Below are 15,980 nucleotides of genomic sequence, written 5' to 3' on the forward strand. Positions count from 1 at the left end.
ATCGATTACCAATAACCAACTGGCAGGGCAGTTACACAGAATTATTTACACCCTCCCTGTTCTACGCATGTTGTCTTCAATACATACCTTTACTGCAATCTTGGCACTCAACAAGGGGGTACCCCCTCATTTCAACTTAGCTCCTTTACTTTTCATCCGGGCCTTAATCTGAGCCGCAAAGATAGTAGCCTTAGTACGGGCATCTTCCGGGGATACTTCCCCCTTTTGGGGTGCGAGCTGTTTCTCCGTATCAGACAGTGGCTTAGTCGTCTTTGTCGTCATCCTTGCATATCTCTTCGATGGATTTTTGGGTTCCAGAGGCGAGGTGATCAGGTTCCTCAATATCCTCGGAAATTTTCTTTAGTTCACGGCTGCGGCGCTTGGCAAATTCTTCGATTTCCTTTTGTGTCCAGCCTTTCTTTTGTCTGGCCTCAGCCAGGCGTTTCACTTTATCTTTATCAGTCATCACAATATATCTCTTGTCAGGTAGTTGCCCCTGGCGATGTACTGATATCCGTATCTCTCGTAGAAGGCTCTTACCGTTTCATTAACCGGATTCATGATCCTAATATGATTGGCATTGATCATCCGCGCATAGATTTCATACGCTAGGATAATTGTATCGAATACATTGGAGCGATCGCCTAGGTCGCGCGGCATGGCTTCCACCACGTCCAGGCGCATCCCTGTGGCGTGGTAGGTGGGGAGGCCTATGGAGATAGCGATTAAGATTCTGTTTTCCCATAGCGCTATCTCGAAGCGCTTGGGTAGCTTTTCTTGTAGTAGCTGTAGTTTTGTAGCCAGTCCCAATTGTACTGCCGAAGCCTTGAGGATTCTCAGTTTTGGGTGGCCTCTAGGGCCTGAGAGGTTATCTGAGTTAGTTTCAAATTACCCGTTAGTGAATTCTGTGTAACTTCCAAAGCGAGTGCACGCAGCTTTTCATAGCGCTGCTCTGCCTCGATCCTTGAGGGTAGTGACATGGTGTTACCTAACTCCTTGAAGTCGTTAATTCTTTATTCATTTAATCGCAGATCGAAGGTTTGCCATACAACCCAGTAAGTAATCACCCTGACTAGAGAATCATCCCGTGGTTTCCTGTATCAGGCAAGTACAAAATGACAGTAGAAGTACTATTCCACCCCACGATCATAAGGCTTCACAAACACACCAGTTTCCCCTTCAAAACGAACACGACAAGTAACTAGAAAAGCTTCTCTTAGTTTATCCACTGTCGTAGTGAGGGCAGCTCCCCCCTTCTCAAAAGCACTAATAGTTGCAGGGCGAACTCCTGCCCTTTCCGATAGTTCTTTACCCGACCAATCAAGCCCAGCTCGTGCCATGCGGCACTGCATTCCATTCATACCTTGACCGTAATTTATTTACGCCTTAGCGTAATATCTTGTTGATTGAAGCGTTTTACCGTAATAATATTACGGCAGACCGTTACATAAATATATCTCAGGAAGCCACATCGATGTAGTAAGTGGCGTAAAAATGCTTGATGGACTGCAAGGAACTCGTACATGCATAACGGACCTCAGCTTACTACTCAGCTCTCCACGTATACCTACCTAAGCCAACTAAATGAACTTGCACACTTAAATCGGGCGCGAGAGTTGATCATGGAGTGGCCACACTCAGAGCCCCGAGAAGCTGCCCTTAAGGCTATTACAGAAGAGGAAAAGGCCATCCTACCAGGGCTACTCTTTCCATTTAAACGCTCTCTACAGGATAATGAACCCTAAGTAAAAGGTGTGTATAGGAAGGCTAATGGGGAAGAGACAATGGGAAACATCAAACAAGAAAATGAGCCAATTATCCAAATTGAATCACCAGCAGACACCGCCTAGCTGTTAAGTTTTCTGGTGCCACAAATTTTCACAGATGGGTTCAACTACTGATAGAACCTCAATACACTCATTCTCAGTATAAATACAGTAATGAACAATAGAATCTTCTCGATAAATATTGCAGCTAAACATGTGAAATCGCTCAATTAGATCTGATGCTCTTGTTCGCTGAAATGTAGCGTTTGGATTAGCTATCGTACTTTCAGGCGATAATAAAAAGCTTTCATCTGTTCTGTGGTAGTACATTGGGCCAGCCAGCGGAAACCTTATACGTAATGCTTGCTTATTAGAAAACTTGTCACAGTTAGCCTCTAAAAGTATTCGAAAACCCTCCGAGCTGTCATGGATCGCATTAAAAGAGAAGTTTCGATACTCGGGAAATGGGTTCCAGCTTAAATCCATAGTATTTCTATAAACCTAACGCCAGCCGTAACCGGCGTATTTTTGGTGAACTCAGCGAACGCAAAATGCGTCCGGGTTTGCAGCCTTGCTAGGCTTTACTCTTAGTCATCTTCAGGGCCTGAATAATCGTCAATTATTCGCTCTGCTTCTCGGTTATAGCCGTCCGCCAAACCTCTCAAGGTAACAGAAAACCGCTGAAATCCTGCGTTCTCTACATCCTCGGCCTTGCTCCAGAACTGGTTAGCTAGTTCTCGCTCCGGTTTTCCGGTTGGGTCAATACAATGAACACCGCGTGAGTTGTATGTGCCTGCCCTGTAACCATCTCGCATGTCATCTGCTTCACGGTTATTCAGTGCGGCAGCGACCGCACGGTGAATCCATAAGCCGTCTGGATCGGATGGGGTATGAATCAATACTTCGCCAATATGGATAAGTGCAACTTCCAAGTGGCCGGATTCCGTACAGACTTCCATTACTCTTTGGAGCCATTCAGTAAAGCGCCCTTCGCTGAACGTTCCATCTTGTTTTGTTCCAGGCGGTGTCCTCCATTTACGCAGGAGCCGGCGGGAATGTGTTGCAATTGCCTTTGATTCCTCGGTTGGTTCTCGCGGCGGTTGACCCTCTTTCTTGGAACGGTAGATAAGTCGAATTATCTCGCAAAAGAACTCGGGGTCATTGACTAATCTGCTTTCAAGGAGTTGGGGCGCGGCAGCTCTATCACGGTCGAGCAAAGGAATATATGCCCACTCAACCCTAAAGAGGTCATCTTGGTTCACCGAAGGCTCTGTCTGGAGAAACTTGATCAGTTCGACAATGTGGTACCTATCCATGGCGTAGCTGGGCTCACTGGAGGTAGGCGCTGCAAGTAACGCTCGAACACATTGGCTTATATCGATTGGCTGCTTGGTATGGCGCATCCTACCCAGACAGTGGATTGCTGCATGTGGTCTGCCATGTTCAATCAGTTTCTCAACTCCATCGCTAAGATCCCCATCGGCCTGATAGGCATTCGCGCCGGTGCGTGTCCAGTATTCACATTCTTGCGCCTGAAGCCATTGAGAAGCACGATCCCATGTTTCTTTGGTAAATGGCAAATAAGCCAGAAATTGTCCTACTTGCTCGGGCGTCCAATCAGATTTATCAAGGTCATCGCACCACTCCCAGCCTCCGAGATGGTAACGCCTCCAGATAAATCCGCTCACCAAGGCCCTGCGGTTATTGTCTGCTGAACCCAGGAAGGGAGGCAAAAGGGTGCTCTTAATGACTGAATCGGAAATAGCCCCTAGCGCTTGCCCAACCTGACCGGCTGAGTCAACTGATTCAGCAAAACGGATAACACCATCGGCACCATCTTGATGATAGATTTCTGAAATGGCCATTTCGCGTCGGGTGTTGAGCTTCTTTTGCTCCTCCTCCCAATTGCCGTTCTCTTCGTAGAGATCAAGGTCACGATCTGTAAAAAGGTGCTGATGTAAATTGAACGGGTTGGTGGGAGCAATTTGCTGGGCAACGTGTTCAATACTGGTAATCAGGTTGTCTGGCAACGCCCATTTTGCATCGGAGAAGCGTCGGTGTTCGTTTGTAAATTTCGTAAGATGGTCCCAAATCGAAAGTCGTTGATCTTCGGGGAGATTTAAAATGGGTGCGGAAATAAGAACTTGGAGAAGTTGATCAAAAGCAGGTTTAGGCAGGTTATCAAAATGGTCAATTAACTCGGAAAGCCGAGCGGTATCTTGACCAGCAGCAGTCACTGCAAGTTCCGCGTAAAAAGATGCCTGCTGCCAGTATTCCTTATGCGTAACGACTTTTTCCCAATCATCGGGGATGATCTTTCGGCAGGTTGGTTTGTATGATCCAGAAGAGATCTGATGCTGGCCGGGCAGAAGCTGAATGATGAGATTCCAGGCGATATCAGGACATTCCTGTAGGATCGTATGCACCGCCACTTTGCACTTGTCAACAGATGCCAGTGTTTGCGGAAGCCAGGGTAGCAAAATGGTAACCAGCGAATTGGCTGGGCGATTAGCCCACTGGCCGCCGGGGTCATGACAAGCAAGTTCACCAAGCGCAACACAGGCGCGAACCAGATATTGTTCATCCCAAGCCAGTCCTTCTAACGCCCAGAGTAGGCCGGTTAAATAATTATCGCCGGTGATGCCGTTGCCTTCCTGAGAAAAAAGCTCATCAAAAGGACAGGGTGTCAGACGCATCGCCTTCTCGACCACATCAAGAAATTCGTCCGGGGCAGCTTCGGCCAGAGTGGGCAGCAAACCGTTTAGACTGCCCCATAAAACCCAGTCAGCATCGATCAGGAGGTTACGTATCACCAATATGCAGGTTGTTTCAGCTTGCCCTTGCGAGCAGTTATCGCACGCCTCTTGTTGGCTGCCCAGAATAGCCAAACCCTCGGCTATGCCTTTTCGTAACACGTGTGAACATTTCAGCACCTTGCCATGAATGCTGGCCGCGTATCGCTCTTCAGCGGGCAGTTCAAATGCCGAGTCTGCCTCCTTTAGTACGGAAACAGCAAGCGACTTGAAGGTGTCTAGGTTCTGATCAAGAATACGCGATCCCAGCAGACTCCAAAGCTCGGCTCGATTAACAACTTTCCAGATTCCGTTTCTGAGAGACAACGGGCTATCAGAGCAATGTAATATTTCCCGTGCTTTCTTTAACCATTCGTCATAACTGAGGCCAAGCAGTTGGTTTATCGCCTCAATGTCACATTCATTTTTTTCGTTCCAACTCCCAAGCAGGACTGCTAGGGCCAAATAGGTGGCGTCCGGGTGTTGAGTCCAATCGGTTTTAGGTTTCTCCTGTGCCGCCTTAAACTCCTCAGGCATCTCCGCTACAACCCTTTGTTTAAAGGCGCCCAAAAGATCGTCCGGGATCTTGCTGGGCGTGATGGTGCCGGCATCCTGATTCCATGTTTGTACGATATCGACAACCCTTGACCAAACCCACTGCGGATACTGCTGCTGGAATTGGGAAATGTGGGAATGTAGCAGAGACAGGACAACACCAAACTCGTTACCAAGATCGTAGCCGAGTAGATGAAAGTGGTTCAGGAAGTCATATAGTTCGCCCCTTGAAACATCGTTGCCGCCATTTGCTCCCCTCAGGTGATGCCGAATGACCTCCAGTTTCTCGGCACTCTTGGATGGGCTGAAATTTGCCTGCTGGACGTTTCTGAAAAACTCATCAACATCTTTGGTGTGCCTCGCCTGGTTCAGCAACCATTGCACATTGTGTGCATCGGTCACGCTGAGGGGGCCTGTGATTAGTGCAATAACATCCTTATCCCTAGAGAAAACCGCACGATTGTTGAAATCATTCCAGGCGGCCTGCATCACCTCCCCAAACAGGGTGCAGCCTTGCGTGATGGTAATGGAACGCTTGATCTGCGCGAGAAGTTTCCGCCTTTCATTGCTGTTCATGTTTTCTACAACAACAACGAGATCGTCTGTATCAAAGCCGTCGATCTTGCTCTGAAGTTTGATCTCCGCAATTGGCCAGCAGGGAAGACACGGGGCATGACCACCAGTGAGCATCAGAGTAACAAAAGACGCCTGGACATGCGCTTCAAAATGAACACCGCTACCGCCTGTAGAAGCGGGATTGCTTAACTTTTTCCTCTTCACCATCAATGGTCGCGACTCCTCGTGGGTAACTTGGATGCTTAGCACTCGGTTCTGTGGCAGGCAAAAGTGGAGGCCGAAGGCCGGAGCTTTTGGCTGTCCAACAGCAGCAGCTTTGTACGCCCAGTATGGGCGTGGACTAATGGGGTGAAAGCCCCCTGTAGGAAGATCACCATTTAATGAGTTCCATTAAATGGTAACTACTAGCGAATGGCAACTGCAACGCCTAGAGGCCTTGTGGGGAGGGAGCCGCTAGCAAAACTACGAGCTGACGAACAGAAACATCATATAGGCTTAGCCTGGAGGTGAGGTGGCCAAGGACACCGAAGCCATGTGATCTAACGGGTAGAGAAAATGATGCAGCCGTGTAGTGAAAGTTCACGTTCCTATCTGGGGAAATCTATTTAACTCGCTGGTGTGAAACTGTCAGCATGGCCGCTGACTCATAAGTAGGCCCAACCCACTAGCCACCATCGTGGGGTAGACAAAAAAGGTGGGGCACAGCAGCGCCTCGATCAGTAATGACCAAGGTGATTAAACAGAAGCCAGCCGACGGCATAGTAGCCAAATGCCAAGATTAATACCTTGGACATGGTGAAGGCCCGAACCCAAAATCCATGAGTTAAAAGACAAGGCTAGCCTACCGATATGTTTCCAGTCGGATAAGTTGAGGTAGCGCACTGCCATGACACTCAACTCAAATAAAGAGCTGTTCGACATTATCGTTGGGCAGAGATTTATTACGGATAGGGAACCGCCCATTGCGGACCCGTACGATGGGTGGTGTGGGGTCTGGTAGTTAGATACTACCGGCTAACCAATTTATGCTTTGTTGAACACACCTGTCTCTTGAGCGGTCATAGAAATCAGTAGCTCCAATTCCTGATTAAATACTTCACGATAAACTCGTTTTACGGAGTTTTCAATTAGGCGATAATTGTTAGGTTCAAATTCATGGTTCAGAAAAGAGCTATGTCCCTCTTTATTTCTAAATGTCATAGCAATCATCAACCCATCGGTAAATTCCTGGTTAACAGCGACCTTCATGACTTGAGCATACTTGTTTATCAGAGCGCCCATGGTAAACGTATTGTTTGGCGTGATTTGTGATAGGTCTAAGACATCAAACTGATGAATTGGGTTATTTTCTAGCCCTTGTGGTGGTGGATTAGTTGAGAACTTATTAACACATACCCCTTTTCTGAGAAATGCGGCCTTTAGGGCTAACTCTACACCTATACCAATATGTAGACGTTTCATAGAGTTCCGAATGAGCAACTTTTTCCTAGCAAACCGAATATCCCGTTTTTTTAGCTTTGCTGCCTCCTCAAAGTGATAATCAGCTACCTCCAAAAGGTGTTCCGAATCCGAGGGCTTTAAGACTCGCGCAAACTGCGCCTTCACTTCATTTACAACTTGACTCATAACTGTCTCTAAAAACATAATGCCCAGCTTTGGGGCTGACTTGTAGCTGCGAAGCAGCAGAAGGGCAGTCCCAGCCCCGAAGAGACGACATAACCGCCTGTTATGCTTACTTGACCATGAACCAGCCATGGTAATAAGTTCCCTTTGAGCCTGTTACTTTTCTTTCGCAGGCGAAACCTTCACCATTAGCAAGAAATCCTGATACTTCTTTTGGCTTATCCGTGATAATTTTCAGGGGACCGCCACCATTTTTTTCAATAGCAGAAAGACAAGCCTTTAGCGTCCGGAATTCAGCATTCATTACACTTTTTGAATGTGCTGAAATTGAAAAAAAAGCGACAAGAGATGCTATGAGGTTTATTGCTGTTTTATTTTGGAGCACGAATCTTCCTTATTTTTTCTTTGGAGCATAACGCCGCTATCAATTGCGTGGCAGGTTACGGAGTCGGGTTGCATGGCTTTATTAGGTATTTTACTCTGGTGCCAGCCACGCATTTAAAGGCCGAATTATTGCATCTACATTGTAGGCATAGCTTTCCTGTTTATAGGAAGCACCTTGATATAGAATGTAATCGCAGCTCTCTGCTAAATATTTGTACAATTTATTACTTGATGCACAACAGTATAGCAACGCTACTTTAATAAGACTATCTTCTTTTTTAGCCTCGACAGTTATATATTCACCATCTTTAATTGGATCTGAAATAAGATAGCAATCCCAATTCTTATTTCTTAATCTTTCTACTATTTCATTATTCATTTTTTCAGATAGTATTGCTGCTCGAGTTAACCACCCATCATCTTAACTTGTTGGATTGAAAGGTAAGTTATTTGATATTTGCTGACTTACAATCAATTGTTTTTTTATAGCTTGAAAGTTTAAACAAGCAAACACTTCCTGCCTTAGTGATTCTGAATTCTCATCATAATTTGGTGGAAAAATACTCACCTGATTTCCTTCCACCGCAAAACATTCAATGAAGGCCATTGCCTGTATTACACCTATAGCTCTAAAAAAATTACTTGGATTTTGCCAAAGATCAGACTTTGCATGAGCGAAAATGTGCCTATTGAAACCTGAGTTGTTCTTGTATGTCTTAGTGTTTGCATAAAAACTATTTATAAGCCAGTTTCTTATTAACTCAAGAATAAACACTCTCTCATTTATTACTTTCAATACGGATGTTTCAATGTATTCTGCAGGAATCCAATCCGCATAATTAATATGCATGCTAATGACTTTCTCATTAGCTTTATCGATACATTTAGTAACTTTATCTATAATGTGAGCTCAGAATCATGTGCTTCAATTATTGTTGATATTATGTTTTCAACTATGGGGATTAAAGATGATATAGCAACAATTTTCATGCCACTATAAAAGGCAAATATAGCTTCCCGTATTAAGGGTACATGCTTACTAATAGCTTTAGATTTTGACAGTGTTTGTTCGGTGATGGGGATTATGTTGCTGAAATCATATATTGAAGTTAAAGATTGTTCGAAGTTTTTTTGTAAAATCTCTGTAGATAATTGTTTATGATTTATAACATTTATATTGCTCTGTTTGATTGCCGAAGATATCTTCCTATTCGCAATAAATGCAGGTAAAAACCAATCGACAGTAGACCAAAAGTCCTCGTGGTTTTTAATTGGTTTAATGTTTTTATTGTAGAATTCAATCTCCTCAAGTTTCTCCCGAGGATATAGTGCACTACCTAAATTGGTTTTTAGCAGTACACCTTTAGTTTTTGACATATAGCCAAATTCGACTTCTTCGATACTATCTACTGAAAGTCCTTTGCTAATAGCAAGTGACTTAATATCATCTAGAGCAACTGAACCCCACATGTTCTTATTTAAATAAATATGCCATATAGCAGTTAAGCTTTTATCTATCTCTTTTCTAGCCAATTTTACGTCCTCATCCATGCCTAACGACCATCCCATGCAGGGCCTTGTTATTTTTTATGCACCAAACGTCTACATGTTATGTCATTGCTAGAGCCGGATACATTTAGTACAACATGGTTCTTAGAGTTAACCATAGAGCCAAATAATATTGTATTGTATTTATCTTTACTGAAGGTATTAGCTGTAATATCAAAATCGGCTAATGTTCCCGCAAGATAATCTGGAATACGTATTAACTCATCAAAATTGTTCTTTCCTGACTTTTCAGGCGTAGGAAAGATAAATTTAGGTTTATCAAGCATCATTGGTGATTTTTCAGTCTTTAGAATATATCCATAATACCCAGTTAGAAACAAAAAATAAGACAAATCATAAATAAATCCATCATACCTTTCTGCTAGGGCATCTCGATCTGAAACCCACTGAATGTATTCAGGCTTCTTGGTTATAGTTAAGTGCTCGAATACTAAACCAGCAAACGCTGAGACTAAAAAAATCTGGCGGGCTAATTTTGAGTTGAAATTTTTCTTTTCAAAATCAGCTTCAAAGAGGTATGAACGTTTTAGTACGCTGTCAATATAACCGGAATCAAAAGTTGATTTTGAAGCAATACCATTCACAATATTTCTAAATGGACCTAGAAATGACAGCATGTTTTCATCAGATGCATAATCACGTAATAGATTTGATTTTCTGTCAATCACAAATGTAAACGTAAAAACTACGGGAGAATTAATATATTGAAGAAATTCTTCTGAAACTGTCCTGGTTGACTTTATGTCCTTTGGGGCAAAATGATTAATATATTTCTTTATGTTTTCAATTTTATCGTGGTTAAGAAGTATCGTAAAAGAAACAGTATCATTTTGTTTAGTTTTATCACCAAAGCAGTAATCGGAAATGACATACCAGGCTGCATTATCTGGCATTTCACAGAACCAATTCGACAGCTCCACTAAAGCAGATTTATTTAGAGTCTCCCGTATGGGAATCAGAAGTTCTAGCATCAGATCTCCGAAAAACATAATAGTTTATTAAAGAGCCAGTGGCTCACTATCGATTTGGCCACTATTTCTGAAGTAGACCCTTCAAGCTATGTAAAAAAAGCCTTTATTTACAATAGGTTGTAAGTTTTCGTTCAAATAACAGCCAGAGATAGTAAGCCATCGGCTCAAGTCGCCTGGTTCCATATCCCGCTCTTGAGCATATTTTACCTGCAATTAAATAAATAAGTTAGAGGAAAACTTTCTGTGGATGTTAGCTATGGATCTATAATTCTGGGCTGGCACCTGTGATTACAGCACCTACATTTGTATTTATATACAGTTGTGGGGCACGGCCATGGATGATATTCGTCACAGGCTTCCTAAGTACTCAACCAAGTTCATTCCCAGCGTTTGACTTCATATTCGCGAGGCCGGTCTAGCTTGTCGGATGGAATAGACATGTGTTCACTGAATAAAGCGCTTTATCCACTTTCATAAACTACGACACACTCGGGCGGGCGGTATCGCTGAGGTCGAGGCCTTCCTAAACCACCTGTTAGTCAATCGTCATGGTTCGGTTAATACCCAGCGGATTACACTAAATGCGCTGGTGTGTGTTTATAAACGGTTTTTTGGAGTCGATAGTTCCAACATTGGCTTTACGCCAGCCAAGCAATATCGTCGCTTTCTAGTTGTTTACAGCCGGAAAGAGATGAGAGCCATCATCTCAAAGCCTAAAGGTGCCTACTACCTTCAAGTTGAACTAATGTATGGCACAGGGCTCAGATGTGCCGAACACTTTTCATTGAGAGTCAATGGCATCGATTTTGGCGGTAACAACGTGTTCGTACGGGGAAGCAAAGGTAATAAAAACCGGACCACAATACTTCCACAAGACCTGATTCCTGCCTTGCGCACTATAGCCACTACTTATTTGGAGAAAGTAAACGGCTGCACACCGTTTACAACACCTGTAAACAGCATAGGCTAAGCGGCCTTTTTCTTAAGTAGTCCCTTTTCTTCATCATCTTCAACAGGAATCAAATGAGGTCGAATGATCAACACCCGTTCAGGGTTGCGCCCACTGTTCGGTAAACGCGTTGGAATGGAGAACTTCCCGTTGCCATCACGCTCCAAAGCACCACAGGCGGCCAGTAGTTGCTTTGCCTTCCGATCACTTAGCCCTTTGCAAACCTCTGCTTTGAAGGTGACCGGGTAAACGTAGTAAACGGTCTCAGAACATGCCTGTCCCTCAAGGGCGTTACTGTCTTGTAGCGTTTTCCGGTATCCGCAACGCTTCAAAGTACGAACAGTGTGATCATCAGCGGTGAAGTCTTCTCGATCCCAGCGGGTAAAGTGGGATTCTCCGTAGAGGTCAAAGAATAGTCTCACCGCTGACAAGGTCTGCCGGTCTTCCAGGTTTCCAACACCGCCCCGGGCTGATACCCAAGCGCTAAAGCAGGATTTGGCCGCTTCCATCGCCATGCCTTTTGGCCAATCTGTAATTCCCGCAGTGGAAGCCAGCTCCCCAGCAAAACCAACAAGAGCAAACTTCTCTGCTGCCCTTCGTACCTGGCCACTCACATCATCAGACAGCTCTGCGGCAAAGTTCACAAGTTCTCGGCGAATCTGGCTTGCCAGCTTTTCCAAGTTGCTAGCGCAAAGCTTTCTGATAAACGTATAAAGGGCCACTCCATGGAATAAGGCCGCTTTATCAACCATGTAGCGCGATAGCGCAGCGCCCCCAGCAAATCCATGCAGTTCATCAAAGATACCGGCACCACTCCCCGTATCTGAGGGAATAGCCAATAGCCGCACTTCTTGTCCTGCTTTTGCTTTCTTACCCGCTTCAGCCATCTGCTGATCAAGCGTGCGCTCTCCTGTAGAGAGGAAGACAAGCCTCCATTCAAACGCATTCCCGCGTACGCCTCCGCGATCATTAGCTCTTGCCTTGCCTGTGCCATTTCCCAGCATATAGGCAATATCCCCCACAATACGGGGATCGCATTGGCTGATCTCATCGAGAATTAAAAGGCCATCAGAGTGGGAGGCAGCAATACTTTCCAGCGCGTTGTCAGTACTACGCCAGGTGCGAACAAAGTCAGGCCCGCCATAAACAGAGGCAGCCACTTTAAGTAAGGTCGTTTTTCCCTGGGAGCTATCGCCAAAGAAATGAAAGCCAGTCGTTTCCATACCAATGAGATTTAATAGGGGGCCTGCAAATGCCGCTGAAACTGCAAATAACAACCGGGTATTGTTCTTACAATAGCACGCTACATGCTCACGCCATTGCTGAAGTTCACCACTAAACTTTATCTTGTTGAGATCCGGGCTTGTGGAGTAAAAATAGAGTGGCTCTACAGGAGTCCCCAGGGTTTCATTTGGTAGTAAGTAGGCATTGCCATGCCAGCCAAGTTTATTCACCAAGACATAGCGATTGGGGCTTTTTGCCGTTTGTAAGTACTGAACGATTCTGCGTCTTGGTTGCTGCCCCGCCTCAGCACGAAGGCCCATGCTATACAGTTGCTTGAGCACTTCTGCACCGCCTTCAGTTGCTAGATACTCACTGGGTATATTCCATTCTTTAACAATGCCATCAGGGTCAAGGAATCGAACCAACGTACCCCAGTTTCTTCCTTTGGGGTCACGAGTTAAAGCAAGCACATCCAGACGATCACAGATTCTCATTAGTGAAGGCTCATCTTCTGCCCCCTGAACCGGGAAGAATACCCCTCGATCATTTACTATGAATTGACCAGACTTGGGCCCTTTATTACTTCCTCCCTTATTTTGGGCTTGATGTTCTGTTACCACAGATTGATAGGGCGTTAAAAACTTTCCCTCTGTAATTAAGGTTGCAAGGTGCTCTCTTGTAATACCGGCAGCTTCCACATCAGCCGCATCGCCTTTTGCTGGCCATTTAGGCCCTAAGGACTCCAAACACACCACTGAAACCTTACACTCCATAGCCTGTAGGATTGCAGCCAGCTTGAGCATACATTCTTTACCTGCTGCATCATTGTCGGGCCAGAGAATCACTTCTTTCCCATGGAGAGGCTTAAAATCTGCCTTGCCCAATGCTTTACTACCACCGGGCCAAGTCATGCAAACATAATCCGGTAGCAGGTCAGCAGCTGCATCCGCAGCCTTTTCTCCCTCTGCTAGCAATACCGAAGCCTTAGAGCGCTTTGCTAATAGATCCAGCTTATAGAGTGGTCGGCTTTTTAACGGCTGTTTCCATCTCCACGAATTGCGGCTATTCGAATCCCGACAATAGGTTAAGGGGCGATAGTCTTTTGATCTTGTTCCATCTTTCTGAATGTCAAAACGCATTACCTTCATCAACAGTGAGCCGCACTGTCCCCGGTACTCCCAAACTTTAGAGGGCTTACCGTTATGGGGATGGGTTGTTGGGCAAGACTGCTCTGCTTCTAAAGGTACCGGGAATACGGCTTCCCAAGAGTTACCGGCTGGCTTTTTAGGTTTTGACTTATAGGTTGGGCTAGGCGGTATAGACTCCCCTTCAGAGAGCCCCAGAAATGCAGCAAGCCTTTGTGCTGCCTCTCCATTGTTTACCCCCTCAAGATAGGCAACCAGCGATACGAGGTCCCCACCTTTTTCATCTGCTGCAAAATCCGCCCATGCACCGGTATTACGATTTACTGAGAAGGACCCCTTGCTGCTATCAGATCGAATTGGGTTAAGAGCAATATATTCAGCTCCCTGATATGAGCCATCTGGAGCCCAGTGCGCCAAGACTTCATCAGCCCGATCAAGGGCGAAGTCTGCCACTCGTTTAATATCAAAGCGCGCCATTAGCTTTCCTTATATTTTTAGCTTTAACCCCCGCCCCATAAGGCTTTCAACAGAACTGCGGGCCTCACTCCTGTTACACCTTTTTGCTGTAACACTCTTGGGGTAACAGTAAGGTGTGACAGCGGAAAGCCAATAAATACGGGGCTTTCAGCGATGCTGTAACACCTGCACACCTGTAACACCTTTTTTAAAGAGGGGGTAAGATCGCCCCGAATAGAGGCAATAGTCTTATTTACCGTGGTTATAAATTTGGCGGTAGGGAAACCGCTACGCCCTTAGGTTCCGTAAACCGTTTTGCATCGCGTAAGTTGGCTAGACGGATACGTTTTGCTTTGTCCTGTTCGTGATATTCATCATCACTGTAATGGTGTAATCGCGCCAAGATCGCTAATTTAGCCTGATAAAAAAGCCAGGTTTCCGAGTTAGCGGTAGGGATACAACCATCGTTATAAAGAATAATTCGCCTCGGATCAGGATCTCCTTTCAGGGAGATTGCTGCTGCTCTTTTGGGTGTAATTCTGACATTGAAAAGTACAGGGTACTCTTCATAGTAGACAAATGATCTGCTGCTAAAACCAACTGGCTTATACTTGCGATTCAGTAATGCATAGCGACCACACGGTTGTAAATCTAGGCAATATGGCATGGCGAGGGCACGTATATTAGCTGACATTTTTAAGCCCTCCATTGCGAAGCTCTAGGGCATCAGCTTCCTCAGATGGGTGGTATTCGAGTTGGATACCATCCCAAACTAACCAACCTCCCAGAGAGAGACCTGCTCTAAGGCGGTAAAGGTTCACTACTTCTGTGTCAGGAAGGCCTAGTACTGTTGTATTAGGGGAGGAGAGATACCAATGGGCACGCCCATGTTGCTGATCAACAATAGGGTTAAATGAGTCAGAACCTACAGCTAGAAATGCTGCCTCACCCGTAGGCCATAGAAACAAAAGCAACTCATAACCAGGGATAGAACAGCCTCTATCAAATGTCTCCATGATAGAGCTGAGGAAGAGTTTCCGATCTTCAGCGCTCAGGTTTGAATTTGAGAGAAGTATTTTCTGCTCAAACTCAGCGCTTTCTGTTTTCCGATAGCTTCGAGCAAATTCAGCTACTTGCTGGTGTGTGTAGGGAGAGTAGGCGCGAAGAGTCATTACTTACCTCCCGCACGAGAAATGGCAACTCGATCTTGCACCCATTGGCAGACCTCAGAAGAGAGCCAACCACTAGCGCGCTCACCAAGTTTGATAGGGGTGGGGAATTCGCCTTTTTTCACCAGGGCGTAGATATAAGTCTTCTTGAGCCCAGTCTGACGCTCTACCTCTGGTAGGCGCAAAATAGGGTCTCTCGGCGGGTTAGGTAAAACATCCTGCACTTGGGGATGAGTATTAGAGAGGGGCATATTCAGTCTCCTTTAACAAACCACAGTGAACGTCTGTGGCGGTGAGGAGATTGAATCAATTACGAACGGGGCTTACCGGAAGTTTAAGCGGCACCACTTTTCAGAAGTTTAAGCAGCGCCACTTGTCGGAAGTTTAAGAAATGCTATTTTTCCAATTCTTTTTTTCTTCCCAGTCTAAGGATCTATGGAGAGTAGATAGCAGCTCAGTTTTCATACAGCGGAAAGCGTATGGCAAGCAAACCTTTTTAATCTTATCTTCGTTAACCAGCTCATCGGCTCTTGTGTCACCTGGAAATACTAGCCTCAAAAAATCTGCATTAGATAAGTGCTCCCCCTCAACAATAGACCAGATATACAGATCAATTAATGCAGGAACACGGTAGTCTCTTACCTTATCCATATCAATTCGGCGGGTATCGCGTTTCTGTAACGAAGGGCCTAAAAATAACTGTTCTTTACGATTAGCAGAGTAGGCACGGTCGGGCTCTAGCTGTATCCTAGATTCCCACAATGACCGACACACTTGGCGATAGCAAAGGGGGCCAGCTGG

At 45.3% G+C, this 15,980-nt stretch carries 17 protein-coding genes; 2 read left to right on the top strand and 15 right to left on the bottom strand.

The window, feature by feature from the left end; genetic code table 11:
• Positions 1-262: 262 nt before the first annotated feature.
• The 3 genes from MO867_RS16505 to MO867_RS24050 form a co-directional block, all read right to left on the bottom strand.
• Positions 263-466, bottom strand: coding sequence for a hypothetical protein (locus MO867_RS16505; protein ID WP_252471125.1), 204 nt, complete (start codon positions 464-466; stop codon positions 263-265).
• Complete coding sequence (locus MO867_RS16510) at positions 466-810, bottom strand: hypothetical protein (protein ID WP_252471128.1); 345 nt, start codon at positions 808-810, stop codon at positions 466-468. Before MO867_RS16510 ends, MO867_RS16505 begins: the two co-directional genes overlap by 1 nt.
• A gap of 320 nt (positions 811-1,130) precedes the next feature.
• Positions 1,131-1,361 carry a helix-turn-helix domain-containing protein gene (locus tag MO867_RS24050; RefSeq protein ID WP_373565897.1) on the bottom strand — a complete coding sequence of 77 codons (231 nt, stop codon included), beginning with the start codon at positions 1,359-1,361 and terminating at the stop codon, positions 1,131-1,133.
• Positions 1,362-1,523: 162 nt separating this feature from the next.
• Here MO867_RS24050 and MO867_RS16515 point away from each other — a divergent pair, with 162 nt between their 5' ends.
• A complete protein-coding gene (locus MO867_RS16515; RefSeq protein WP_252471130.1) occupies positions 1,524-1,745 on the top strand; it encodes a hypothetical protein in 222 nt (73 codons plus the stop codon).
• A 608-nt stretch (positions 1,746-2,353) separates the two neighbouring features.
• Here the strand turns inward: MO867_RS16515 and MO867_RS16520 are convergent.
• The 7 genes from MO867_RS16520 to MO867_RS16550 all read right to left on the bottom strand — a co-directional run bounded on the left by MO867_RS16520 (position 2,354) and on the right by MO867_RS16550 (position 10,236).
• Positions 2,354-5,899 carry a hypothetical protein gene (locus MO867_RS16520; protein ID WP_252471132.1) on the bottom strand — a complete coding sequence of 1,182 codons (3,546 nt, stop codon included), beginning with the start codon at positions 5,897-5,899 and terminating at the stop codon, positions 2,354-2,356.
• Positions 5,900-6,712: 813 nt separating this feature from the next.
• Complete coding sequence (locus MO867_RS16525; RefSeq protein WP_252471133.1) at positions 6,713-7,315, bottom strand: hypothetical protein; 603 nt, start codon at positions 7,313-7,315, stop codon at positions 6,713-6,715.
• A 106-nt stretch (positions 7,316-7,421) separates the two neighbouring features.
• Positions 7,422-7,697, bottom strand: a complete 276-nt coding sequence (locus MO867_RS16530; protein WP_252471134.1) for a hypothetical protein — start codon at positions 7,695-7,697, stop codon at positions 7,422-7,424.
• Between the two features lie 90 nt (positions 7,698-7,787).
• Positions 7,788-8,075 carry a hypothetical protein gene (locus MO867_RS16535; protein WP_252471136.1) on the bottom strand — a complete coding sequence of 96 codons (288 nt, stop codon included), beginning with the start codon at positions 8,073-8,075 and terminating at the stop codon, positions 7,788-7,790.
• 42 nt (positions 8,076-8,117) lie between these two features.
• Entirely contained in the window at positions 8,118-8,546 is a 429-nt protein-coding gene (locus tag MO867_RS16540; RefSeq protein WP_252471138.1) for a hypothetical protein, read from the bottom strand.
• 47 nt (positions 8,547-8,593) lie between these two features.
• Positions 8,594-9,247: a hypothetical protein gene (locus MO867_RS16545; RefSeq protein WP_252471141.1), complete on the bottom strand. Its 654-nt coding sequence runs from the start codon at positions 9,245-9,247 to the stop codon at positions 8,594-8,596.
• 29 nt (positions 9,248-9,276) lie between these two features.
• Positions 9,277-10,236, bottom strand: coding sequence for a hypothetical protein (locus MO867_RS16550; protein WP_252471144.1), 960 nt, complete (start codon positions 10,234-10,236; stop codon positions 9,277-9,279).
• 463 nt (positions 10,237-10,699) lie between these two features.
• Here MO867_RS16550 and MO867_RS24055 point away from each other — a divergent pair, with 463 nt between their 5' ends.
• A complete protein-coding gene (locus tag MO867_RS24055; RefSeq protein WP_373565898.1) occupies positions 10,700-11,206 on the top strand; it encodes a tyrosine-type recombinase/integrase in 507 nt (168 codons plus the stop codon).
• Here the strand turns inward: MO867_RS24055 and MO867_RS16555 are convergent.
• From MO867_RS16555 to MO867_RS16575, 5 genes are all read right to left on the bottom strand, one after another.
• Complete coding sequence (locus MO867_RS16555; RefSeq protein ID WP_252471147.1) at positions 11,203-14,031, bottom strand: DUF927 domain-containing protein; 2,829 nt, start codon at positions 14,029-14,031, stop codon at positions 11,203-11,205. The genes MO867_RS24055 and MO867_RS16555 overlap by 4 nt on opposite strands.
• A gap of 241 nt (positions 14,032-14,272) precedes the next feature.
• A complete protein-coding gene (locus MO867_RS16560) occupies positions 14,273-14,704 on the bottom strand; it encodes a hypothetical protein (RefSeq protein ID WP_252471149.1) in 432 nt (143 codons plus the stop codon).
• Positions 14,694-15,182 carry a hypothetical protein gene (locus MO867_RS16565; protein ID WP_252471151.1) on the bottom strand — a complete coding sequence of 163 codons (489 nt, stop codon included), beginning with the start codon at positions 15,180-15,182 and terminating at the stop codon, positions 14,694-14,696. The genes MO867_RS16560 and MO867_RS16565 overlap by 11 nt, the downstream gene beginning before the upstream one ends.
• On the bottom strand, positions 15,182-15,430 hold the full coding sequence (locus MO867_RS16570) for a helix-turn-helix transcriptional regulator (protein WP_252471153.1): 249 nt from the start codon (positions 15,428-15,430) through the stop codon (positions 15,182-15,184). Before MO867_RS16570 ends, MO867_RS16565 begins: the two co-directional genes overlap by 1 nt.
• Positions 15,431-15,563: 133 nt before the next feature.
• On the bottom strand, positions 15,564-15,980 hold a 417-nt coding region (locus MO867_RS16575), incomplete at its 5' end, for a DUF6387 family protein (protein WP_252471155.1).

It is taken from the genome of Microbulbifer okhotskensis, assembly GCF_023895975.1.
Classification (GTDB): Bacteria; Pseudomonadota; Gammaproteobacteria; order Pseudomonadales; family Cellvibrionaceae; genus Microbulbifer; species Microbulbifer okhotskensis.